Genomic DNA, 24,145 nt, shown 5'->3' on the forward strand with positions numbered 1-24,145 from the left:
GCCATCCACCTTTATTTTTGCTAGAATAACCTGAAATCATTAAACACCGCCGGGTGTCACTTACAAAAGTATTCTTATTAATTCCGTTAGGCCAAAGAAGGAATTAATAAGGGTACTTATTTTTTTTGGAGGAAAATATTATGAATTGGATCTATTTAATCACTGCCGGACTGTTTGAAGTCGTTTGGGCAACCACTATGAAATTAAGCCATGGCTTTACCAAACTCAATTACACCATTATGACAATTGTCGGACTAGCTTTAAGTATGGGATTGCTAGCCTTAGCCGTCAAAAAAATGCCGATGAGCTTAGCTTACCCAATTTGGACTGGAGTCGGTGCCGTTGGCTCAATCATCGTTGGAGTCTTTCTCTTCGGGGATAAATTATCACCACTAACATGGGTCTTCTTCATTTTACTGCTAGTTAGTATCGTCGGGATTAAGTTCACTTCAGGTAGCTAATTAATTTTAACATTATTCAAGGTTATTTAATGACATCGGTTACATTTTAGCTTATGATTTAGTCAAAGTTGAAAGGATGGGATATTATGTTGACGCCTGAAGAATTACATCAAGAAATGAAAGAAAATAAAGAATTTAATATGGAGATGCTTCGCAAAAATCCTTGGTTGATTCCCGCTACGATTGCTTTAACAACCTTACCTGTAGCCGTTTGTATTCACGGCTTTTGGAAGAATCGCCAACTCCAAAAGAAACTAAAGATTGAACGTGAAAAGACTAAACAATTAGTTTTAGGTCATCATGAAGAAAAAAGAAACTATCGTCCATTCAAATTTCACTAATATAGTAGAATCGTGTTACCCATTAACCTTGCGGTAGCACTTTTTTTATGGGTAAAATAGCAGTGTCAAAAATCGTTTCAGAGGGGAAATAATGAAGAAATTTAAAATCACATCAATCTTATTACTTTTAACCGTTCTAACGTTACCTTTGGTTGCAACTAATGCTCTGGCCGCCGCTGCTCCTAAAGCTAAAAATCTAACTTCAGTAACTCAAAGTATCAATCATGCTGCACCCGATTCACCGATAATTTTTTCACATCGTGGTAGCCCTTATAACAAACCTGATCATTCATTTGCCGGCTACAATCAAGCAATCAAAGATGGTACACAATATATTGAACAAGATGTTTGGCTCAGTAAAGATAATAAGCTGTACGTTTCTCATGATGACAACCTAAAACAATCTACTGGCCACAATGTCACAATTTCAACCTCTAACTCTAAGCAAATTAATCAAGTAAAATTACATAATGGTGAAAAAATCCACCAGCTAAAAGATGTTTTTAAACGTTACGGTAAAAAGGTTCATTATATTATTGAAACCAAGAAAAATGCTGGTGACAATACCAACACTGAAAAAGCTTTAATCAAGGAATTAAAGAAAGCTAAAATGACCAATAACGTTATTATGCAAGATGAAAGTTTACCTGGCATTGAAGCTGTCCACAAAGCTTTGAAAAATGTCCCTACACTCTGGTTACTAGATTCCGTCACCGAACGTCAATATAGTGAACAAATCGAAAATGCTCCTCGTTACATCAAATTTATCTCCATCCGTTTGAATCAATGGACTCCCAAATTAGTTAAGCTGGCTCATAAAAATGGTTTTAAAACTAATGGTTGGATTCTGAATACTTATAATGATAATTATGATGCTTTAAATACTTTGAAATTAGATAGTGTCTTTACTAATAACACTAAAGAAACTTCACACTTAATCAATCGTTGGAAATAATTATGATTCCTGAATATAAAATATTTTTAAATAATGTTTGTTATACTCCACTAGTTTTTAATCGCGTGAATAAGAAACTTCAAGTTAATCTTTCTAATGAAGAAATTAAAACTTTAGTCAACCAAATCATTCAGGATAAAGTAACTACTATTGTTAAAGATGGTAAAAACTATTATCTGCAAAATGATGATATTGAATTAGTTATTAACTCATTCAATTATCGTTTAATCACCGTAAACAAACTTAAATATAATTCATTCTAAAAATCCCTATAAAATCAAATTAGATTTTACAGGGATTTTTTTAATCTTTATATAGTAAATCTCTATCTTGATGTAATTCTTGGCAACATCGCAAAAACCACCAAACCAATCAAGAAAAGCACACTAATTGATGCAGCTCCAATTGTTGACTTACCTGTTGCTTGGGTCACAATAGCAACAATAAATGGACCCATCACTGCTGAAAATTTTCCTAAAATATTATAAAAGCCATAGAATTCACTACCTGACTCCTTGGGAATAATTTTTCCAAAATAAGAACGGCTCAATGCCTGTAAACCACCTTGACTCGTTCCAACCAACAATGCCAAAATCCAGAAGTCTCGGCTGGTATTCAAGTTTAAAGCGTACAAACAAATAATGAAGTACATACTGATACCTAATAAGATACCTTTTCGAGTCGACGTCTTATCTGCTAACCAACCAAAGAAAATTGAAAATGGAAAGGCCACTAATTGAACGACTAGCATCACAATCATCAATTCATTAGTCTTGATACCAATATCCATTCCAATCGCTGTAGCCATAGTAAAAATTGTATCTACACCATCGATGTAAAAGAAGTATGCTACTAAAAACCAAGCTACTTTCTTATACTGCTTGATGTGCTGAACTGTTTGTAAAACACGTTTGAGACTATCAGTTAAAGGTGCTGAATTACTAGCAACTGAAAACTTTTGATGAACATTTTTTTGTAGTGGAATGTAAAAAATTATCCACCAAACGGCAGCAATAACAAAACTCCAGCGTGCAATCCCAGTCCCATCTAATTTCCCAAAGCCATTCGTCAACTGCAAGATTAAAAAACAGATAAAGGCTATTACGCCACCTAAATATCCGTAAGCATAACCATGTGTGGATATCCTGTTCATATCTTCATCTTCAGCAACATCGATCAAAAAGCTATCATAATACAAATTGCTGGCTGAATAACCTATTGCTGAAAAAATATAGACGATTAATAGCCATTGCCACTGATTTGCTGGGACTAAAGCTAATCCAAAGGTCATAACTATACCTAGCCAACAAAAAATATTCAACATTTTCTTTTTGAAATGTGGATAATCAGCTAATGCTCCCAAAAATGGCGCTAATAATGAAACTAACAACGTACTAAAGCTGTTTGCATAACCCCAAATAGCGGTCGAACCAGCTGCTGATACGTGTTGTGATTGAGCGATTGATTTAAAATAAATTGGCAAAACAGCCGTTGTTACAATAATTCCGTACGCTGAATTAGCCCAATCATAAAAAATCCAGCTCCATTGTTCTTTATTGATTCTCAAATAGACAACCCCTTTTCAGAGCTTTCTCCCCCAGTTATTTCAGTATAGCCTAGTTGGATTGGGGTTTTGATTGGGTTATTGATATAAGTTTTTATGAATATTTTAGTTTTTTTGTATAGAAAAATAGCGTTGGTAATCTGGTTAGGTTACCGACGCTATTTTTGATTTTTTTGTAAACTACTTATATTTTAATGTGAGTTGGGCATGCAGTGGCTCTGAAACGAGCTACACAAGGGCAACTCCCTCCGCTTTTCATAGAACTGTAAATCACACGCAAAAGCGGCGTGTAATTCACAGTTCTACGAAAATGCTCAGGAGCTAACCGCCCTTGTTCCGCTCTCTATTTACTTTCGATTCCTTTTCCGACGTAAACATCTTTCAATACTTGTTTCAATTCAGCAATCAATGGTTCTTTAGGATTTGTGAATGAGAATTGATCTCCGAAGGTTGCTTCTGCTAAGTCGTCTAACTTGCTATCAAAGTCTTTCTTATCGATGTAGTTATCTTTAAGACTTAGTTTAATACCAACGGCATGTGCTAAATCAACGATTTTCTTAACTAAGGCATCTTTCAATGCTCGTTCATCTTTGCCACTCAAACCAACGTAACTGGCAATTGCAGCATAGTCTGAATCTGCTCTGAAGCTTTCATATGCAGGCCACATTGTCATCTTTGTTGGTTGTTCAAAGTTATAGTTAATAACTTGTGGTAAAGCTACGATTGAAGCTAGGCCATGGTTGATACCATAGACGTTTGTCAATGCATCTGTAATTGAGTGAGCTACACCAGCAAAAGCATTTCCGTATGAAAGTCCAGCTAGTGTTGAAGCATTGTGCATTTCGGCTTGAGCATCTTTATCACCGGCTACAGCTTTTTCTAAGTTATCAAAGACTAACTTAATAGCTTGAAGTGCTGATGGTCTTGTGTAATCTGATGCCATATTAGCAACGTATGATTCAACAGCATTAGTCAATACATCCATACCAGATTCAGCCATGATGTCTTTTGGCATTGTTTCAACAAATTGTGAATCAATGATAGCAACATCAGGGGTCAATGCATAATCAGCGATTGGGTACTTAGTACCGGTCTTGGTATCGATGATTGAACTAAATGGTGTAACTTGTCCACCGTTACCAAAGGTTGTTGGAATAGCAACAAATTGAGCTTTTTCAGGCTTAGGGAACTTGTAAGTACGTTTTCTAATATCAATGAATCCTTGTTTGGCACCAAAGAGATCGACATCAGGGTGTTCATAGAAGAGCCACATATCTTTGGCTGTTTCCATAGTCTTGCCGCCACCTAAAGCAATAATTGTATCAGGTTTGAACAAGTTCATTTGTGTCACACCACGTTGAACGATATCAGTTGTCACAATGTTATCAACATCTGAGAACATTGAATATTCAACGTTAACTTTACTACGTTTCAATTCATCAGTAATTGTATCAACGTAACCTAGTTGAACCATGACAGGATCACAGACGATAAAGGCTCTCTTCATCCCTTCAAGGTCCTCTAGGTAACGGACTGATGTCTTTTCATAGTAAACTCTTGGTTGTTTAATCCATTGCATATTATTTCTCCGTTTTGCGATTGTCTTAATGTTAAGCAAATCAAATGAAGATACATTATGAGAAATAGAATTCTTCCCCATGAACCAGTACCAAGAGTAAGTGATGGGATCATTTCGTTATAAAGATTACCAATACCACCAATAGCAGCAGGAGTATTAACTAGTACACGACTAGCTTTCATCTTGATACCAAATTCAGTAGCTAAATCTTCGTCCATTGTGTGAATACCAACAGTATGACCTAGACCACCAAAGTGCAACAATTCATCAGCTTTTTCAAAGCCTTCTTTGTGACCAGCGACTTTGTAAACTGAAAGAACTGGTGAGAGTTTTTCAGCTGAAAGTGGTTCATCAGGACCAACCTTACTAATTTCTACACCGAGTACCTTTGTATCAGCAGGGACCTTGATACCGGCAAGATCAGCAATCTCTAAGGCTGAACGACCAGCGATAGGACCTTTAACGCCACCTTCTGGTCTAAACATTGCCTCAGCTAATTTCTTATAATCTGACTTTTTAATAAAGAATACTTTATTCTTTTCAAGCAATGACTTAACGTCACTATAAATGTCAGCATCAACAATGGCACTATTTTCAGCGGCACAAACCATACCATTATCAAAAGTTTTAGAAATCATAATGTCGTTTACAGCACGTTTGATATTAGCGGTCTTTTCGATGTAGGCTGGACCGTTACCAGGACCAACACCTAAAGCAGGTTTACCAGTTGAATAAGCAGCTTTGACCATACCAGGACCACCAGTAGCCAAGACACTGGCAACGCCATCGTTATTCATCAAGTATGAAGTAGCCTCGATACTTGGCTTTTCAATCCATTGGATAACGCCTTCAGGAGCTCCGGCATCAACAGCAGCCTTCAACATAACTTTGGCTGCCGCAACAGAACACTTTTGAGCTTGGGGATGGAATCCAAAAATAATTGGATTACGTGTCTTCAAGGCAATCAATGATTTAAACATTGCTGTTGAAGTTGGGTTTGTAACGGGTGTAACACCAGCTAAAACACCAAGTGGTTCAGCAACTTTGATTAAACGATGTTCTTTGTCGTCCTCAATGATACCAACTGTTTTGTCACGTTTGATTGAGTGCCAAATTTCTTCGGTCGCAAACATGTTCTTGATAACTTTATCTTCAACTAAACCACGGCCAGTTTCTTCATGTGCTAATTTAGCTAATTCAAAACTAGCATTCAAACCAGCAATCGCCATTTGATGAACAATGTGATCAACTTGTTCTTGTGTAAAGCTATCCATAATTTCCAAAGCTTTTTGAGCTTTAGCGACCATGGCATCAATAACTGGCTTTACATCTTCTTTTTCTTCAACCTTTGTATCTTTGGAACCTTTCAACATCTGATTACCTCCAAGAATAAAAAACTGTATTTGTTAACTAATTCACGTTTTATCTTATCACTGTGTATCTTTTGTTCAAGCATTTTATTTCAAATAATTAATGTAAACGTATTCACGTTGATATATCAACACGTAGCGTGCCATGATAATTAAAAAATAACTTTTCACATCAAAATAATTAGGTATCCAATTGTGAAAAAATCTTCACAAAGTGACTGATATCGGGCTTTTTTGATTCACAAAAAAAGAGCTGAATTGGTTTTCAGCTCCAGTTTGTGAATTATTTTATTATCTGAACATTGTCTTTGTGGCACGAGCCATAACTTTAGGATCTTTTTCGTAATGATGCATTGGTGTCATTTCTGACAATGGAATATTGAGCAATGTGTAAACAGCACGTTGAGCAGCACGGAATGAATATTGTTCCGTAAAGACCATATCGAATGGTTGTTCACAAAATTGACTAATAAAGGCCAAATTCTTGCTGTGTTCTGGAACAACATCAGGACGGTCACCAACAGCTCTTTGATTGAACAAAGCACTAGCATATGGCATATGAACAGGAATTACGTTGACAATACTGTCCATAATTTCTTGTTTGTGGTTTGCAATATTGTCCTTGCTTGGATCAACCGCAGCTAATTGACCAAGGAATTCTTCAAGCATTTCTTTACCTGTCATTTCAATAACTGGTTTTTGAACGTAGTCACCATTTCTTCTTGGATACATGAAGTAACCCCAGAAGACTGATTCGTTAGGCTTTTGGGCCTTGAAGTGTGGTTGGTGGTGCACAACGATTGACATCAATGGTGTACTGTGAATCCATGTGTTCAAGGCATTACCAGGTTCTTGTTGAGTAATACGTGAAATTTCGTTGACCAAGTAGTGGTTATTTGTTGTAACAGTGAAACTCATCCACTCACTTTGAGTCCGATCATTAAAGAATTTGTCAGGATTACCTAATGAGTAGAATTTCTCGGCGGCTTTCTTCCAAAGCATAGCACTTGGTGCGTATTCCATATTTTCCTTAACAGGTGTGTCATAATCACCGATTGATGAACTATCAGTAATTGAACCATTAGTATCAAAGACTAGATCATTTTCAGCAACGTCGATATGACCTTCTTTGTTATCATTGTCGACTTCTTCATACTTGATTCCCGTTACGATAATATCATCTTGGAGTGGAGTATCTTTAAATTCTAATTCAGTAACTTTGCGGTTATTGATAAAGGTTACGCCACGGTCTTCCAAATACTTACGCATTGGTAAAATAATGCTTTCGTATTGGTTATATGGTGTTCTTGTTACACCTTCCAAAGTATTGATACGACTGAATTCAAGAATCATTCTGTTCATGTAACGACGTAGTTCCATGGCTGAACTAGCACGTTTGAAAGCAAAAGTTGTTTGCCACATGTACCAGAAATTAGTTGTGAAGAAGTGTGGTGTGCTTTCGAACCATTCAGCAATACTAATATTGTTGAGCATTTCTTCGTCTTTTTCGGGCATCAACATCAACTTACTTAACAAATAACGTTCCTTGTTAGTAAATTGCATATGTTTGTAATTATCTTTATTTGGTTTATTACGAGGTCCATCGTCATCCATCAAACGACCGACATCATGTGTTGGATGAGCGTGGTCAAAATTCAAAATGTCATCAGTAACAGTTTGACCAGGATGATCAAGTGATGGAACTGAACGTAATAAGTCCCAAAGGTTTTCATATGTTTCTTCGTTCAACATACGACCACCTTTGGCTAAGAAGCCTTTGCTGTTACTTAAAGCTTGGTTACTATATTCATCCTCATAATCTTTAACTGGGGCACCATCATTAGCACCATGTGTTTCTAGACCCATCATAGTGATTTGTTCACCATTAAAGCCACCATCACGAATTAAATAGATACCAGCAGCTAAATTTCCAATACCAGTACCAATCATGTAGGCTTTTCTTGTCATAATAACTAACCTCCATTCAAATCTTCCTATTTCATCTATACACCTTAAATATAGCAGTTCCACGCAAAAAGTAAAGGCTTTCATTTTTGATATATCGAAAATTTGTAATCTATTTTTTGGTACAAATTTGGGATTTTGTAGCATTAATTTGGGGATATGAAAATAGCCGGAGCAATCTTTTAGGATTGTTCTGGCTATTTTTCGTTAGTTATATGTATTTATCTTATTTAATTAAAAGCCCTGTTGGGCATGCAGTGGCTCTTAAACGGGCTGCGGACGACAGCTTCCAATGGTTTCTACACTTCCCAAATCGCACACAAAAGCAGTGTGCAATTCGTGAAGCTAGGAAACTCATTGAAAGCTAAGCGTCGTCCTCCGCCCTCTGTCTAAAACGGGTTACGACATGGCAACTCCTTCCGCTTTTCATAACTATGCAAATCACACGCAAGACCAGCGTGTAATTCACATAGTTACGAAAATGCTCGGGAGCTAACCGCCATGTCTGCACCCTCTGCCATTAATCACTATACTTAGTTAATCTAACAACATCTCTAACAATCATCAATTCCTCATCGGTTGGTACTACAAGGACTTTAACGGTTGAATCTTTGGCACTAATGACACGAGTGTCGTCGCCATTTTCATTGGCTTCTTTGTCAATTTTTACACCCATATAGTTAAAACTATTGGCAATATCAGCACGGATTTCAGCATTTTGTGCTCCTGTCCCTGCTGTAAAAATCAACACATCGACTCCGCTTAATAGGGCAATGTATGAACCAATATATTTAACAATTCGGTTGACATAAATTTTAATTGCTAGGTCTGAACGATCATTTTCATCTCTTGTTGCTAACAAATCACGCATATCGGGTGACACGCCAGAGATTCCGAGTAATCCTGACTTAGTATTCAAGATTTTAACCATTTCCGTAGGATCAGTAATCTTCATTTTTTGCATCAAATAAGCAACAAGTGATGGATCAATATCACCTGAACGTGTACTCATTGTGATACCTGCTAGTGGAGTGAATCCCATTGATGTATCGACAGACTTACCATCTTCAATTGCATCGATTGATGCACCACTGCCTAAGTGGCATGAAATAATTTTCAAATCATTTAATGGTTTATGCAAGTAATCGGCGGCAGCTTGTGAGACATATCTATGACTTGTTCCATGAGCTCCAAATTTACGAACGCCATATTTTCATAATATTCGTAAGGGATACTATACAAATAATTGACTGGGTCCATTGTTTGATGGAATGAAGTATCAAATACTGCCACTTGTGGTACATCAGGAAGAATTTTTTCAAATGCTTCGATACCGGCAGCTTGACCAGGGTTGTGTAATGGAGCGAATTCTGAAAGATTTTTAATTTGTTGAATCACACGTGGTGTCACAACAGCGGAATCTTTAAAAATACTACCACCAGCAACTACTCGATGACCAACACCTGTAATTTCATCGTAACTACCGATGATTTTCAAATCGATCAATTTATCGAGCATTTTGTTGACAGCAGTTGTGTGATCAGGAATATCGCCCATCTCACTGATCTTTTTACCATCAAACTCAACTTCAAAAACTGAGTCAGATAGTCCCAATCGATCAACCATCCCTTTTGCAACAACTTTCTCATCAGGTACTGTGTATAGTTTCCACTTCAATGTAGAGCTACCAGAATTAACGGCCATGATTTTAGACATTTAATCTCACCTAACCTTTAAAATTTTTCGCCCAGTCTTGCAACTGGTCCTTAAATCCTTCGAATAATTTTGGATTATTGGTATCTGGTATTGTGCCCATCAAAACATTTCCCACTTGCTTAGCATTGCCACCGTGTTTTTGCAAAACAACAATTGCTTTTTGAGCTTCTTTTGAAGCAAATAATGTAGCAGGTAAATCAAGTACAGCTTGTAAGTAAACACTTGAAACCATCCATTCAGATAGTTTCTTAGCTTGATCTGTTTGGAAAATTTGTGAAGGTACAATGAATATACCGATTCCACCATCATTTAAATTATTCATCGTCTGTTCAATTAACAAATGATGAGCGTAGGAATGGCCTTTGTCAGCTTTTGTCTTGAATTTTAGTGCATTATCATCGACTGGATAATAACCTACTGGTAAATCGGCAATTGCCATATCAATGTCAGTGATATCCCATTCTGCAATGCTATCTTGGTGATATGCATCTAAGTTAAGATTCATCACTTCACTGAAAGATTTGGCCAAAGCCACCAAAGTATCGTCATTATCAAGTGCTGCGGCATTGATCTTGAATTTATCTGTCATATTCAATTGCTCAATAAACTCAATCAATAAGTTCCCTGTTCCCACTGTTGGATCAACAATGTTAACGCTCGTCTTCTTTTGAACATTGAGTACCTCATAAGCAATGAGACTAGCAATCAAGCCAATTGCGTCCGGAGTCATTAATTTATTAACTTCGGTGTTGTCATCCTTTTGAGCTTTGATAATAGCAACAGTAATAGCTTGCTTTAATTGTAAAGGCGTTAAATTCAAGTTTTTTAATTCCTGATAAAGTGCCTCTAATTTACTGACTGTTTCCTTATCTGGAACATCATTTTCCACATAAACTTTTCCATCAGAAATGTTTGTCAAAGTTTCAGCAAGTGCATCAATGTTACCAACCTTCAAGGATTTCTTCAAAATCGAATTGACTTCATTTAGCTTCTCAAAATACGATTGCATATCTTTTTCAGACATAGTTAACCTCTTTGCTTAATAATAAAATTTTAACGTTGGAACCGATTTTATTCAAGGATTCCTAAATTGCTAATAGTCTATTTTATTACTTTTATTAATTTCTTTGTTGATTTGTTGCTTGTAAATTTTGTCCAACTGCCGGTAGTCATTGATTTGTTCACTAATGTAAGACGTACTATAACCGACAACCATAATTGAAACCATAAGTACTAATATACTATTTAACAGTACGGTTCCGCTATGTTTTTGATTGTCGAAGTGCCTTTTACGGATCATTGATGATACACATTTGTGACTTTTGACCGGCTTTGTTCTCTGTTGTAATGATAACTAAATTCTGGATTTTTTCAATGTTAATCTTGTTTAAATTTGTCATTATTGGCTCATGACCTTTGTTATCTGCTGTCTTTATTCTTAACATCCTTCCTCCGTACGCTTCAAGAACCATTCTTTTATTTGGGTCATTTTGATAAATTATAATATCCTCATCAAGCTTGATTATTTGGGCTTTACCTAAGACATCTTGAAGTTTCTCTTGAGTAATATGCCATCTTACTTGATCGCGAAACGATGTTTTTTGAATTGTTTTTAATAATTGAATCGATTCCTGTAAAGCTCCTAAAGTCATAATCGCAATCATTAACGATAAAATCGATTCATACAGTACAAATCCCCTATGCTTACTTTTTAAATTTATAATCATTTTTACCGACTTTTACGTGATAATAATCGTCTAGCTGGGTGAAATAATATTCTTGACCTTTTATAACTAGATTATTGGGTACATCTTTATTTTTGAGATGTAATAAGACGATTTTATCCGCATTAACTTTTCTTTCCCAAGAATTTAATAGTTTGAATTGCTCATTTATACAATAATTCAGTGTAAATATTATCAAAATTGAAATAGTTAGAGCCGTTAAAGATTCTAAAAGTAAATAGCCTTTACGTCGTGTATTTCTTTTCAATTATTTCTCCCCACCCAAGTTGAACCTTATAAGTATATTTTCTACGCGTTAGAGTAGAAACGAAGGTTATCGTAACAGCTGGTGCTGATCCAGTCCCATAAATAGTATATTTATGAGAATAGTTTTCAGTAATAGTTAATGTTTCAGGTAACTTTCTATACACAGACTTAGTTTTATTTCCCACGTCTGTATCAAATTCGACTAAATTCTTTTCAAAAATCATTGTCGTAGACTTATGATTTAGATAACTATAATTAAATTTACTTTTAAAGGTGTTCTTAAACCAATCTATAGCTTGTCGTTCTTCCACCTCAGCTCTATAATTTTTTAAACTATAAATAGATATCGATAGTATGGAACAAAAGATGACCAAACTAATCACTGTCTCCAATAAGGTAAATCCATCTCTATTCATTTCTAATTATTTTCTTTCAATTTAGCAAAAATATCATCGTCTGTCTTTATTCCCAAGCTTTCTTCTGCTTTTTTTTGTTGAGATTCGGAAATATATTTTTCTGTAACTAATTCATTAATAGTAACTTTTCCAGATTCATTGCTTTTATTTTCCATATATAGTTCTGCCTGTGTTTTTAACGTTGTTCTAAAGGCATCATTTGACCTTTCATTTGCATGATTCTTTTGTTCAACCAAATTAGGAATCATAATCAAAAGCAACAACGAAATAATAAACAACACAATAACCATTTCAATTAAAGTAAAACCTTTACGAATTTTTTTCATTAGGACATCCCTTTCATCATTCCGTAGATTGGTAGTAAAACCATCAAATAAGTCACAACTACTACGACTGCAATAATTCCAAATAATATCGGTTGGACTAGATTCAATAGTTTTTTCAAGTTGCGTTGTGTTTCATCAAATTTCAATTCAGACATTAATAACAAATCCGCTGCCAATTGCGGTCCACTTTCCCCTGCCTGTAGTAAAACTTTCAACTGCTTGGGTAATAATGGCTCTTTATCAATCAAATCTAATAAACTTTTTCCCGCTGTTAAATTCCGAACAAATTTATTAGCTAAATAAACTTGGATCGATCCTTTTTGAAAGCGGTTGTTCGATTCACAAATATCGAATAAATTCATCCCACTCCCAAGTTGCATTCCTAGTCCTTGTAAAATCAAAAATTGAAAAAAGCTCAGATAAATCTTTCCAATTGTTGGTAATTTCACAAGTGTTAAAGCTCTTTGATATTCAGCTTTCTTACGTAAATTACAACTAAAAATCAATCCCCAAACTATGATAATCACAAGCAATATCAACAATATTTGTAAAAACAGATCAATGTTCTTTCCACCGTTTGCAATTTCTAGCTGAGGAATAATATAAATTTTCATCCCTACTAACATCGTTAATAGAAACGCTAGTATAAAACATGGATAAGCTAATAATTCTTGTAATTTGGCTTTTTGTTTGGCCTGACTTTGCAATAATTGTCCTGTTTGCTCCAAAGCTTGTGCAATATTTCCATGTTCCTGAGCGATGACCAATTGATTGAAAATTACGGCTGGTAGCTGTAAATGATGCAACGATTGTGAAATCATTGCGCCACTTTGCAGGTCTCGATTGATATTTTCAAAAATTTTGTTACCTTCATCAAGTAAGCGTAAACAATTTATTGATTGACTTAGTGAAAATCCATTCTTCAATAACTTACTAATAACCAATAAATATTCAGCCTGCTGGCTTGTTTTAATCTTTTTATCCGAAAATAAACTCTTGATAGATATCTTCATTTATTTGACCCATTTGATATGACTTTTCTAATAAATTTTTCCAATTATTGTCCGTAACATTATTAGAAATAAAAGACTTAATCTCTTCATTTTCCATAACATCTAAAAACAACTTTAAATCGTATTCCGTCGGTACCAGTCGTTGATATGAAATATAATTGATTGCATTAACAATCTCGATATCATTGACACCAAACTGACGTAATCGCTGAATAACCGAATACTTAGATTTGCCATGTATCGTCGTCATAACTGTATATCCACAGATTGCTGCTTGAATGGCTTGTTGAGCGGTCTGGCTATCACGAATTTCTCCAATGATCAATACTTCAGGACGATGTCGTAAGCTCGTCTTAATCAACTCTTCGTATGTCATCCCCGCTTCATTGTTGACTTGTAACTGTAAAAAATTGTCCTCAACAATTTCAATCGGATCTTCAATACACATTACTTTCTTATCCCAACTTAATCGTCGACCTAACGCATACATCAAGGAAGTTTTCCCAGACCCCATTGGACCGGCAAAAATCATCATTCCTTTACGTTGTGAGATCGGTAGTAATTTTTCGATTACCGTCTCATCTATATTTGCCGTTAATTCAGGCGGATAAATCAATCGAACGACCATTGATTCCCGATTCTTGAAATCACCAACTGAAGAAATACGGATAAAAATATTGCGATTTTGATAAACAAAATTAAATGCTCCTTTTTGTGACCTTCTACGCTCTGAAACATCTAACCCCGAATTAAATTTCAAGTAATTCATAATTGCCAAAGTTTCCTCAATTGTTAAATCCGCTACCGTATAACTTTGTAAAGAATTACGAGCTTCCAAATGATAAAAGTTATCACGTGGAAAAAAATAAATGTCAGAAATTTTATTCGTACATGCTTCAGTTAACAAATTATTAACCATTGTTTCCGCAGTCATATCTCGACCTCCCTTCTTGAAAAATTACGAAAAAAAAGACTACCAACTAAAAAAGTTGATAGTCTTTTTGAAATCAATTATTCTTCATCGTCATCTGCAGCAGCAGTATAAACTTCAGAAACATCCTCATCATCTTCCAATTGGTCGATCATGTGTTGGAATTGTTCCTTCTTTTCTTCTGGTACTGGAGTTGTGTTTTGAGGGATCATTGTCAATTCTGAATCGGCAAGTTCATAGCCCTTTTCGATCAATCCATCACGTACTGCAGCAAATTCTTTTGCTTCAGTGTAGATTTCATAAGCGTCGTCAGATGTTTGAAGATCATCAGCGCCAAGATCCATGATATCCATTAAAACAGTATCTTCATCTTGAGAGTTCTTTGAACGGTCAAGCACGATATAACCTTTACGGTCAAACATGTAAGCAACTGAGCCACTTGAACCCATGCTTCCTCCGTTACGGGTAAATGCAACACGTACGGCAGAAGCAGTTCTGTTTTTGTTATCTGTCAAAGCTTCTACTAGAACTGCAACTCCACCTGGAGCGTAGCCTTCGTATGTAACTTCATCATAATGTTCATCACTACCGCCATCAGCCTTGTCTAAGGCACGTTTAATGTTGTCCTTTGGCATATTGGCTGCACGAGCTTTATCTACTATTAAACGAAGGGCAGCATTATCGTTAGGATCGGAGCCACCCGCCTTAGCTGCCATAAATAATTCACGAGACAGCTTTTGGAAGATTTTACCACGTTTGGCATCTTGGGCACTTTTTCTACCTTGGATGTTATGCCATTTTGAATGTCCTGACATTTCTGTTTCCTTCTTTCATGATTAATTGTAAACCGCATATTATTTTATCAAAGTAATAGTGTTATTTCAATATTTGCAGCATAAATAACCATGAAATATTAAGCGTTTTTACTCTAATGGTGAAGTTTTTTGATATCGATTACACCAAGCGTCAAAATACCGATCAAAACACCCAAAACTTGCATCCATACACCACTATCATTTCCTGTTTGTGGGAACGTAGCAACACTCGCTTTTTGATAAGTTGGTTGGTAACCAGTTTCTATCAAAATACCAGGTTTTTTACCATTAGTTTCCGGTACATAATAAACTCTACCAGCAGTTATCGGTTGTTTCTCTTGATTATTGCTTGATTGTGTTATTGGTACATTGGGAATCGCCGGATCGGTTGGTTTCGTTGGGTCCGTTGGATCTGTTGGGTCCGTTGGATCTGTTGGATCGGTTGGATCGGTTGGGTCCGTTGGATCTGTTGGGTCCGTTGGATCTGTTGGGTCCGTTGGGTCCGTTGGGTCCGTTGGATCTGTTGGGTCCGTTGGATCTGTTGGGTCCGTTGGATCTGTTGGGTCCGTTGGATCTGTTGGGTCCGTTGGATCTGTTGGGTCCGTTGGATCTGTTGGGTCCGTTGGATCTGTTGGGTCTGTTGGGTCCGTTGGATCTGTTGGGTCTGTTGGGTCCGTTGGATCTGTTGGGTCTGTTGGGTCCGTTGGATCTGTTGGGTCTGTTGGGTCCGTTGGATCTGTTGGATCTGTTGGATCTGTTGGATCTGTTGGGTCCGTTGGATCTGTTGGGTCCGTTGGATCTGTTTTACTTTGTACAATTAGATGAACTGTCGTACTTTGTCCATCACTAGCTTTTAAAACCACTTCGTATGTTCCAGCAGTATTTAAATCTGCTGTTCCTAAATCAACGGTAACTTCCAATGGATTTCCATCAACATCAGTCGCCGATGCATGAAAATCTGCTGCTGTTGGAGTAGCATCACCAATATTCATCGTAAAATCACTGCCAACAAGACTTTGTTTAGAAGTGGTAATAGTAAAGGTTCCTGGAACTACCTTTACAGTGTAATTGGGATTATCGCTTACTCCATTAACATTAATTTGATAATTCCCAACTTTTTCTCCAGAATCACGACTGACGGTATAGGTTGGATTATAACCATCATTAATATCGGGCTTTTCAACATTTGCTGTTAATTCAGGATCATCTGTTCCTGCAAACTTAGAAGCATTATTAACAGTAATTATTATTTGAGCTGGTGAAATAACGAAATCAGTTGTATCTCCTCCAGCCATCGTCCAATCATATAAATTATTCTGACCATTAGTCTGCAAATAATTTGCAAGATTATTTTTACCTTGTTGTGACAACCCAACTTGATAAGTACCCGCATTCACAGCCGAATCAGTTGATTCAAGTTCTAAATCCCCATTTTGTGGTGTGTAAATTGTTCCATTAGATAAATTAATTTGAAAGTTACCGCTATTAAACTGATTTTGACCATTGTATGTAACGTTTGCATTTGTTCCACTTAAGCTATAGGTACCTGAACGTTTATAAACTGAAACTGTAACTGTGGTACTTTCAGAACCATACGAATAAACAACTGTATGATTGCCAGCTTGAGTCGTATCGATTGAACCACTTTCAACCCCATCGACTGTAACCTTAATTTCGGAAAGTGGAATCGTAGTATCCCCATTATTTACCGAAGCACTAATAAAATTATCACTCGCTGACCAAGTCGTCCCAGCTGGAATATTTGAATTAACCGCTTTAATATCTGGATCATTTAAAACAGCATCATAAACACCACTATAACCTTGGTCAGAACCAGGATTAAGTGAAAGCGTCCAATTAAAGGTAAAGTCTTTCACGCCACTGGGAATCGTGAAAACTCCATTGCTATAAGTAACACCATTGCTTAAATTGCTAATCCCGAGAGCCTGTTCTGTAATACCACCAATATTAACGTTAAAGTACGTTGAAATATTGTTATGAGCGGAATCGGTAAAAATAGCCGCAAATTGATTAACAGCAGCATTAGGGTTATAACCATTAATCATCTCTGCCGTAACATTCGGAGCTAAAACGGTGGTGATTCGATTATTTGAAAAGGTATTTGTTCCAATTTTAAAATTAGAAGCTTCCGTTGATACTCCGGTTAATTGATTGCTAAGAAAAGCTTCAGTCCCAATATTTTGAATAGTACTTGGAATACTCACCATCCCAGTTAACTCATTATATGCAAAAGCTGAATCACCAATTGTATTCAAACCTTCATTTAAATCAAGCCCACTCAAATGCGAACCAGCAAAGGCCTGATTTCCAATTGTCTGTAAACTGGTTGGTGTCTTCAAAGTTCCAGTCAAACCAGTATAGACAAAGGCACCATCATCAATCATGGTTAATTTGTTTGCATTCGAAAGATCAACGCTTGTTAACGCTGTGTCATAAACAAAAGCTTGTTTACCAATGCTAGTAACATTTGGTCCTATAACAATATTTTGTAATTTCAAATTAGAGGCAAAGGCTTGATCACCAATCGTTTGTAAACTGTCTGGTAGCTTAACCTCATAAGTTCCACCATTATCATTTCCGTTATAAGCAAAAGCTAAGTTGCCTATACTTATTAGATTATTGTTGTTACTCAAATCAATCCCCAACGTATGAGAATCCCCAGAAAAAGCTTCATCTCCAATAGAGGTCAAAGCTGTATCTTTAGAAAAATCAATCTTTTGCAAATTGTTATCATTTAAAAAGGCTTGTGTTCCAATAGTTTGTAAATTAGCTGGTAGCGTTACTTCTGTTAAATTTCCATTAGCAGCAAAGGCCTGATAACCAATGGATTTCAAATTTGCTGGTAACGTTAATGAAGTCAGTGCTCCATTATAAGTAAATGCTTGGTCACCAATCGTTTGAACTGAATCAGGTAAATCAACTGTTTTAATTTGATCACTAACAAACGCTAAATTACCAATATTAGTTAAATTATTTGCATCAGTTAAATCAAGGTTTTGTAAATTAGAATAAGCAAAAGCTGCAGTATCAATATCAGTAACGCCACTATTAATTTTCACGCTGGTTACAGTCTTATTGCCTTGGAACGCTGACTCTCCGATACTCGTAACATTGTATTGTTTACTAGCATTAGTCGTATTATTAGTCACTGTAATCTGTGTAGGAATATTAATTGATGAGTCAGTCAGTTTATCAGTTGTACCGACCAAAGAAGCCTCACCACTGTCGTCATCAGTACTCCAAGTGAAGTTATCGGCGTTGGTATGGTCAGCATCAGAAGTAACTGTATTTGCTGTTGTATCAACTAAGTTAAAATTTGTGGAAGTTGTTGCAGCTGTTTTATCCTGTGATGCTGTATTAGCTGTCGTTACAGTTGTCCCACTAGGTGTAGCCGTCGCTGGAGTTGGCGTTTGAACTGCCGTTGTTGATTCTGCAGCAGGACTTACTTCTGCACTTGTTGATTTTGGATCCACTGTTGTTGTGGTAGAGGTGTTAGTAGCACTCGATACTGTATTTACCGTTGAACTGGGTACTGTCGAGCTAGAATCTATTTTTTCATTTTCTGAATTATTAGTGGAATCAGAACTGCCCGTAATTGAAGCTGAATTTTCTAAACTCGAGGCAGTAACACTATTTGTACTTGAATCACTATTTGAATCAGTATTTACGGCACTGCTTTGTGTCGAACTTTGAACTCCTGAATTGGTAGGAACTGTTGCAGTACTAGTTGTTGCAGTTTTTTCGGAAGGTGTTGTTGCAGAATTAGTATTATTGTCGGCATCTGCATGAACAACAACTTGCTGGCCTATGGTAGTTCCTAAGCCAAGCGTCATTGCCGTACCCGCAGCAAGCAATAATTGTCTCTTGCTTAACGTGATCTTCTTATTTGCCATAATAATAAACCGTCCTAACTGAGATGATTGCTCTCTGAATATGTTTAAACATATCTTGAGCGTATAATACAATATTTTTTTAGATTTTTTAAATATTTAGTCTTAAATATTTGCACTTTAAAAAAACAATAAAAAAAGAATGGTCATAAGATATAACAAAAAAGCCGACCGTTTTGGTCGACTTTTATAATTTATTTTATAAAAATATGAATCACATTAAACTTGAGATGTCTTGGTAGACTTCCGCTGGCGCCAAATAACAAAGTACAAGACAATCACAACAATTAAAGCACCAGTTAAACCACCCATACTATCTAAAATGACATCTGACACTGAGGGCGTCCTACCACCCGTTAGACCTTGATGAAATTCATCAAATGCAGCTAATCCGGTTGTCATCATCCATGGAACAAATATTTGAAGAAAATGATTGCGTTTAAAATACGTATACAACGCCAAGCATAAAAAGACACCCAGTATTAAATAAATTCCAAAATGAGCACCTTTACGGATAAAGAATTCAACGAAATGATAATAACCATCATTTGCAATGGACTGTTCTTTACCACCATAGTTAAAGTGAATTTTGCTTAAACTATCACGTAACGGTTTACCCTGAATATATTTTTCTAAAAAGGGTACTGAAGTTTGTTGTTTGTAAGTCATAGACGAACTGTAAAATAAAACCAATTCAATTAAAACAACTCCACTCCAAAACCATTTCTCTAACCTTTTTAATCTATCCATTATTCTTCATCCCAGTTCACAGTAGAATTAAGTCTTCTTGCGTCATCGAAATACCCTGAATGATAAGAAGAATTAATTGCCCAATAATAAATCACAGTTGAAAAAATAACAATCACTAAGAAATCAAGCGGATATTGAATTAAATTCATCCCACCAAAATGTTGACTTCCAATCCATGAAATAAGCGATAATCCAAACAAATGAACAATCAGCCACAAACTCGCATAAAATTTTTGCTTAAACTCTTTAAAGCCTCGGCGAAAATCATATACAAAATAAATTGGCAAACCAACAATAATAATTATTATAACTTCGACCGTCGTTGGAAACATTGACCAATAGATTGCTAAACTAATCAAGTCAAAAACAACCGGAGCCAAATATTTCATACCACGAATCTTGGTTGGTCGCTTGAAATCAGGGCCCATTTTCCGAAGGCTACCAGCCACAACCGGACCTGATAATAACGAAATCAACGTTGACGCAGCCACAACTCGTGACAACAACGCCCAATTTTTAAATAAAAGTATTAAGACTACACTGACAAAAAAATCAACCATCAGCGCGATTCTAGGAGTGTTGTAACTATTATTAGACTTACTCAAAATCTTTGGCAGGTGCTTATTTTTAGGCATTGACGACAATGATTTACTAGCTGAAGCTGAAAAGGCAATTCCACTTCCAATTGGTGAAATAAAGGCCGTAAAGTAAATCAAAGTTGACAACCAATAAATATTTAGCAAAATAGCCAAATCTGCAAATGGTGAATTGAAACTAATTTTTGACCAACCACCACTCACGATTGAGCTTGGTAAAGCACCAATAAAAACAATTTGTAAAGCAATATAAATTAACGCACTGATTAATAATGAATAAATAATTCCCCGACGAATATTAACTGCCGGCTTGATAATATCATTTCCAAGATTAATAACCGTTTGAAACGCCACATATGAATAAATAATTCCGGCACTACCTATGGCCACAAAAATCGACGACGTTCCATAAGGCATAAATTGATGCACCGTCGTTCCCATATTATTCAAATCGAAATGAGCTGAAACTAACAGTATCATCGTGACGATAGGAACAACAATTTTGAAGACTGATATAAAGTTATTAAATTTGGCCATGATCGTAACTGACCAATAATTTATTAATGTAAAGATTAACAACATGACTGTTGCCATCATAATCCCGCTAAATGATAATTGCCCTTTTTCCATAAAGCCATGTGTCCATTGAGCCCATTTCCAAGGCCAAGTACTCATATATTGTGTAGACGCCACTGCTTCAATGGGCAAAATAGCCAATAGCGATAACCAATTAGCCCACGAAAATACATGTCCTAATAGTGACCCATGTGTATACATCGTAAAACGACTCATTGCCCCATCTTCAGGAAACATCGTTCCAATTTCGACATAAACCATCGCTATCATTGCTACTAAAATTGCTCCCAAGATCCAAGCGATAATGGCTGCTGGTCCGGCAATCTTAGCTGCCTGACTGGAACCAAACATCCAACCTGAGCCAATGATAGCGCTCAAGCCAAACATCACTGTTGAGAACAAATTTAATTTTTTATCTCTCATAAAACCACCAATCTAAAATTTTCTTACTTCGAAACTTCCGGGCACAAACATTGAAACTATTTGTAAAACCGGCTAGTTTATTATTTTCACATAGTCCGTTGTATCATTCAATTATCTTTTCAAATTATTATTTATTAAAAAAATAATCAAAAATTCAACTGACACCACGAGTACTGTCATATACACCAACAAAAAAATAGCCCCTATGACAGAGGCTATTTTTTTAAATACTATAGTGTAGGTTACTCTACCGTAACACTTTTAGCAAGATTTCGAGGTTTGTCCACATCATTACCACGTGCCAAACTTGCGTAATATGCAATCAATTGTGCTGGTACAACACTGATAATTGATGAAATCAATTCATCAATTTCAGGGATAATAATTTGATCACCAGCTTCAGCATATTTTTGACTAGCGATTACTAGAACATGTGCTCCACGGGCTTGAACTTCTTGGATATTTCCACGTGTATGACTAGCACCAATTCCATCATTAACGTAAGCAATAACTGGCGTATCCTTTTCAATCAAAGCAATTGTTCCGTGTTTTAATTCCCCAGCGGCAAAGCCTTCAGCGTGAATATAAGAAATTTCTTTCAATTTCAAAGCAGCTTCTAGTGACAAGGCATAATCAATTCCACGGCCAATATAGAAGGCATCATTTTTATCAGTTAAAAAGTCTGCAGTTAATTTTTTAATTGTAGCCTTTTCATCCACAATAGTTTGAATTCCATTAGCGGCCAAAGCCAATTGTTTCTTAACATTGAAATCCTTAGCAGCGTCCACTCCTTGAGCTTGTCCTAATGCTTGGGCTAAAACTGCTTCAACAGCAATTTGAGCTGTGTAGGCTTTAGTTGAAGCAACAGCAATCTCTGGTCCAGCTAACAATTCCATTGTGAAAGTAGCTTCACGTGAAAGTGTTGAATTTGGAACATTAGTAATTGTCAAACTTGGTAAATTCATTTCATTAACTTTAACAAGCACTTGACGACTATCAGCCGTCTCACCACTTTGTGATAAGAAGATGAAGAATGGATGCTTTGAAAGTTTTGGCATATGATAACCAAACTCACTACCTAACTCAACATCGACTGGAATATCAGCAACCTTTTCAAAAATATTTTTACCAACTAAACCAGCATGATAACTTGTTCCGGCAGCTACGATATATAAACGATCAGCTTTTTTCATTTCATCTAACAACTTAGGATCAATGTTCATTGTGCCATCGTCATTTAGATAATGCTGAGAAATTTTTCTCATTACATTAGGTTGCTCATCAATTTCTTTAAGCATGTAGTGGTCGTATGTACCTTTAGAAATATCACTAGCATCAAGATCAACTGTATATGGATCTCTTTGAATAGCAGTTCCATCAAGCTTACTAATTTCAACGGAACCCTTCTTGAGAATCACTACTTCACCATCATGAATTTCAACAAATTGATGTGTCTGATCAAGCATTGCCATCGCATCTGAACAAATTACATTGAAGCCATCGCCTAAACCAATCAACAATGGACTCTTATTCTTAGCAACAAAGATACGATCAGGTTGTTCCTTATCAACCATAGCGAAAGCATATGAACCTTCAATCAAGCCAAGAGCCTTTCTAAAAGCAGCTTCTCCATCAAGCCCTTCTTTTGCAAAATGATCAACCAATTGTACAGCAACTTCAGTATCAGTTTGACTGCTAAATTTAACATCAGCTAAATATTTATTTTTCAATTCTTCATAATTTGTCAAAACACCATTGTGAACCAAGTAGAAACGATTATCTTCTGAAAAATGAGGATGAGCATTTTCAACAGTTGGTGTTCCATGAGTAGCCCATCTTGTGTGCCCGATACCAACAAGTCCTTGAACATCGTCTGACACCGCATTTTCCAATTTACTAATTTTGCCAACTTCTTTAACTAAATAATCTTTACCGTTTTGATCATTAACGTAAATACCGGCTGAATCGTAGCCACGGTATTCAAGTTTCTCTAATCCGTTTAATAAAATATCAGTAGTTTTCTTATTTCCAATAACTCCAACAATTCCACACATATTAATCAATGCCTTTCTAATATTGGTATAGTTCATTATATTTTAAATGGTATAGTTCAATCGAATTAATTTTATCACCTTGCGACAATGACTAGAATACTAATCTAGTCATTTTTTGTCAAGAAAAGATTGATATTTTATTAAATTGGTACGGTTGGTATGTACCGATATAAACGATATGGTATATATGCCGTCTCCAGATTCGGACAGTGGTCACTGGCGATGCGGAACGGCCCGAGCCAAGGTCTCGGACCTCGGTTTAAGCCTTGCAAGTTCGGCAAGTCTTAAACGCGTCCGGTGCTGTAAGAACGACAAAAGCGGTCGTCCTAACACCACTTTCACTGCCAGTGGCCACTGTCCGAATCTTCCGACTAGCTCTTTCTTAACTCAAG

At 36.2% G+C, this 24,145-nt stretch carries 19 protein-coding genes and 3 pseudogenes; 4 read left to right on the plus strand and 18 right to left on the minus strand.

Going from position 1 to position 24,145, the window contains the following annotated elements; translation table 11 throughout:
* The first annotated feature begins 140 nt into the window (after positions 1–140).
* The 4 genes from D1B17_RS08860 (at position 141) to D1B17_RS08875 (ending at position 2,020) form a co-directional block, all read left to right on the plus strand.
* Entirely contained in the window at positions 141–461 is a 321-nt protein-coding gene (locus D1B17_RS08860) for a DMT family transporter (protein ID WP_120142031.1), read from the plus strand.
* Positions 462–529: 68 nt separating this feature from the next.
* The gene (locus D1B17_RS08865; protein ID WP_137432122.1) at positions 530–802 is read left to right on the plus strand and encodes a transposase; all 273 of its coding nucleotides are present in this window, start codon (positions 530–532) and stop codon (positions 800–802) included.
* Positions 803–893: 91 nt separating this feature from the next.
* Positions 894–1,757 carry a glycerophosphodiester phosphodiesterase gene (locus tag D1B17_RS08870; protein WP_120142029.1) on the plus strand — a complete coding sequence of 288 codons (864 nt, stop codon included), beginning with the start codon at positions 894–896 and terminating at the stop codon, positions 1,755–1,757.
* A gap of 2 nt (positions 1,758–1,759) precedes the next feature.
* Positions 1,760–2,020 carry a DUF3781 domain-containing protein gene (locus tag D1B17_RS08875; RefSeq protein WP_120142028.1) on the plus strand — a complete coding sequence of 87 codons (261 nt, stop codon included), beginning with the start codon at positions 1,760–1,762 and terminating at the stop codon, positions 2,018–2,020.
* A 62-nt stretch (positions 2,021–2,082) separates the two neighbouring features.
* On the opposite strand, the gene D1B17_RS08880 is transcribed toward D1B17_RS08875, so the two are convergent.
* From D1B17_RS08880 to glmS, 18 genes and pseudogenes are all read right to left on the minus strand, one after another.
* A complete protein-coding gene (locus D1B17_RS08880; RefSeq protein WP_120142027.1) occupies positions 2,083–3,324 on the minus strand; it encodes an MFS transporter in 1,242 nt (413 codons plus the stop codon).
* A 340-nt stretch (positions 3,325–3,664) separates the two neighbouring features.
* Positions 3,665–6,273 (minus strand): annotated as a pseudogene (gene adhE / locus D1B17_RS08885) (bifunctional acetaldehyde-CoA/alcohol dehydrogenase).
* A gap of 288 nt (positions 6,274–6,561) precedes the next feature.
* A complete protein-coding gene (locus D1B17_RS08890; RefSeq protein ID WP_120142026.1) occupies positions 6,562–8,238 on the minus strand; it encodes an oleate hydratase in 1,677 nt (558 codons plus the stop codon).
* Between the two features lie 517 nt (positions 8,239–8,755).
* Positions 8,756–9,951 (minus strand): annotated as a pseudogene (locus D1B17_RS08895) (acetate/propionate family kinase).
* 10 nt (positions 9,952–9,961) lie between these two features.
* Positions 9,962–10,975 carry a class I SAM-dependent methyltransferase gene (locus tag D1B17_RS08900; RefSeq protein ID WP_120142024.1) on the minus strand — a complete coding sequence of 338 codons (1,014 nt, stop codon included), beginning with the start codon at positions 10,973–10,975 and terminating at the stop codon, positions 9,962–9,964.
* A 69-nt stretch (positions 10,976–11,044) separates the two neighbouring features.
* Positions 11,045–11,179, minus strand: a complete 135-nt coding sequence (locus D1B17_RS12915; protein WP_272928352.1) for a hypothetical protein — start codon at positions 11,177–11,179, stop codon at positions 11,045–11,047.
* A gap of 61 nt (positions 11,180–11,240) precedes the next feature.
* Positions 11,241–11,615, minus strand: coding sequence for a ComGF family competence protein (locus D1B17_RS08905; RefSeq protein ID WP_166806664.1), 375 nt, complete (start codon positions 11,613–11,615; stop codon positions 11,241–11,243).
* A gap of 40 nt (positions 11,616–11,655) precedes the next feature.
* Positions 11,656–11,943, minus strand: coding sequence for a hypothetical protein (locus tag D1B17_RS08910; protein ID WP_120142022.1), 288 nt, complete (start codon positions 11,941–11,943; stop codon positions 11,656–11,658).
* Positions 11,921–12,166, minus strand: a complete 246-nt coding sequence (locus tag D1B17_RS12795; RefSeq protein WP_240704395.1) for a hypothetical protein — start codon at positions 12,164–12,166, stop codon at positions 11,921–11,923. Before D1B17_RS12795 ends, D1B17_RS08910 begins: the two co-directional genes overlap by 23 nt.
* Before the next feature lie 147 nt (positions 12,167–12,313).
* Positions 12,314–12,358: pseudogene (locus tag D1B17_RS13010) on the minus strand (hypothetical protein); the annotation flags it as partial.
* Positions 12,359–12,360: 2 nt separating this feature from the next.
* Positions 12,361–12,684 (minus strand): competence type IV pilus major pilin ComGC, encoded by a 324-nt coding sequence (comGC, locus tag D1B17_RS08920; protein ID WP_120142020.1) that lies wholly within the window; start codon positions 12,682–12,684, stop codon positions 12,361–12,363.
* Positions 12,684–13,697, minus strand: a complete 1,014-nt coding sequence (locus D1B17_RS08925) for a type II secretion system F family protein (protein ID WP_120142019.1) — start codon at positions 13,695–13,697, stop codon at positions 12,684–12,686. Before D1B17_RS08925 ends, comGC begins: the two co-directional genes overlap by 1 nt.
* Positions 13,663–14,631: a competence type IV pilus ATPase ComGA gene (comGA, locus tag D1B17_RS08930; RefSeq protein ID WP_120142018.1), complete on the minus strand. Its 969-nt coding sequence runs from the start codon at positions 14,629–14,631 to the stop codon at positions 13,663–13,665. The genes D1B17_RS08925 and comGA overlap by 35 nt, the downstream gene beginning before the upstream one ends.
* A 77-nt stretch (positions 14,632–14,708) precedes the next feature.
* On the minus strand, positions 14,709–15,443 hold the full coding sequence (locus D1B17_RS08935; RefSeq protein WP_120142017.1) for a YebC/PmpR family DNA-binding transcriptional regulator: 735 nt from the start codon (positions 15,441–15,443) through the stop codon (positions 14,709–14,711).
* Between the two features lie 113 nt (positions 15,444–15,556).
* Positions 15,557–19,357: a leucine-rich repeat protein gene (locus D1B17_RS08940; RefSeq protein WP_120142016.1), complete on the minus strand. Its 3,801-nt coding sequence runs from the start codon at positions 19,355–19,357 to the stop codon at positions 15,557–15,559.
* Between the two features lie 216 nt (positions 19,358–19,573).
* Positions 19,574–20,104 (minus strand): VanZ family protein, encoded by a 531-nt coding sequence (locus D1B17_RS08945; RefSeq protein ID WP_120142015.1) that lies wholly within the window; start codon positions 20,102–20,104, stop codon positions 19,574–19,576.
* Positions 20,104–21,699: an APC family permease gene (locus D1B17_RS08950; RefSeq protein WP_120142014.1), complete on the minus strand. Its 1,596-nt coding sequence runs from the start codon at positions 21,697–21,699 to the stop codon at positions 20,104–20,106. Before D1B17_RS08950 ends, D1B17_RS08945 begins: the two co-directional genes overlap by 1 nt.
* Before the next feature lie 242 nt (positions 21,700–21,941).
* Entirely contained in the window at positions 21,942–23,753 is a 1,812-nt protein-coding gene (gene glmS, locus D1B17_RS08955; RefSeq protein WP_120142013.1) for a glutamine--fructose-6-phosphate transaminase (isomerizing), read from the minus strand.
* Positions 23,754–24,145: the final 392 nt, after the last annotated feature.

The organism is Companilactobacillus zhachilii (genome assembly GCF_003606365.2).
GTDB lineage: Bacteria > Bacillota > Bacilli > Lactobacillales > Lactobacillaceae > Companilactobacillus > Companilactobacillus zhachilii.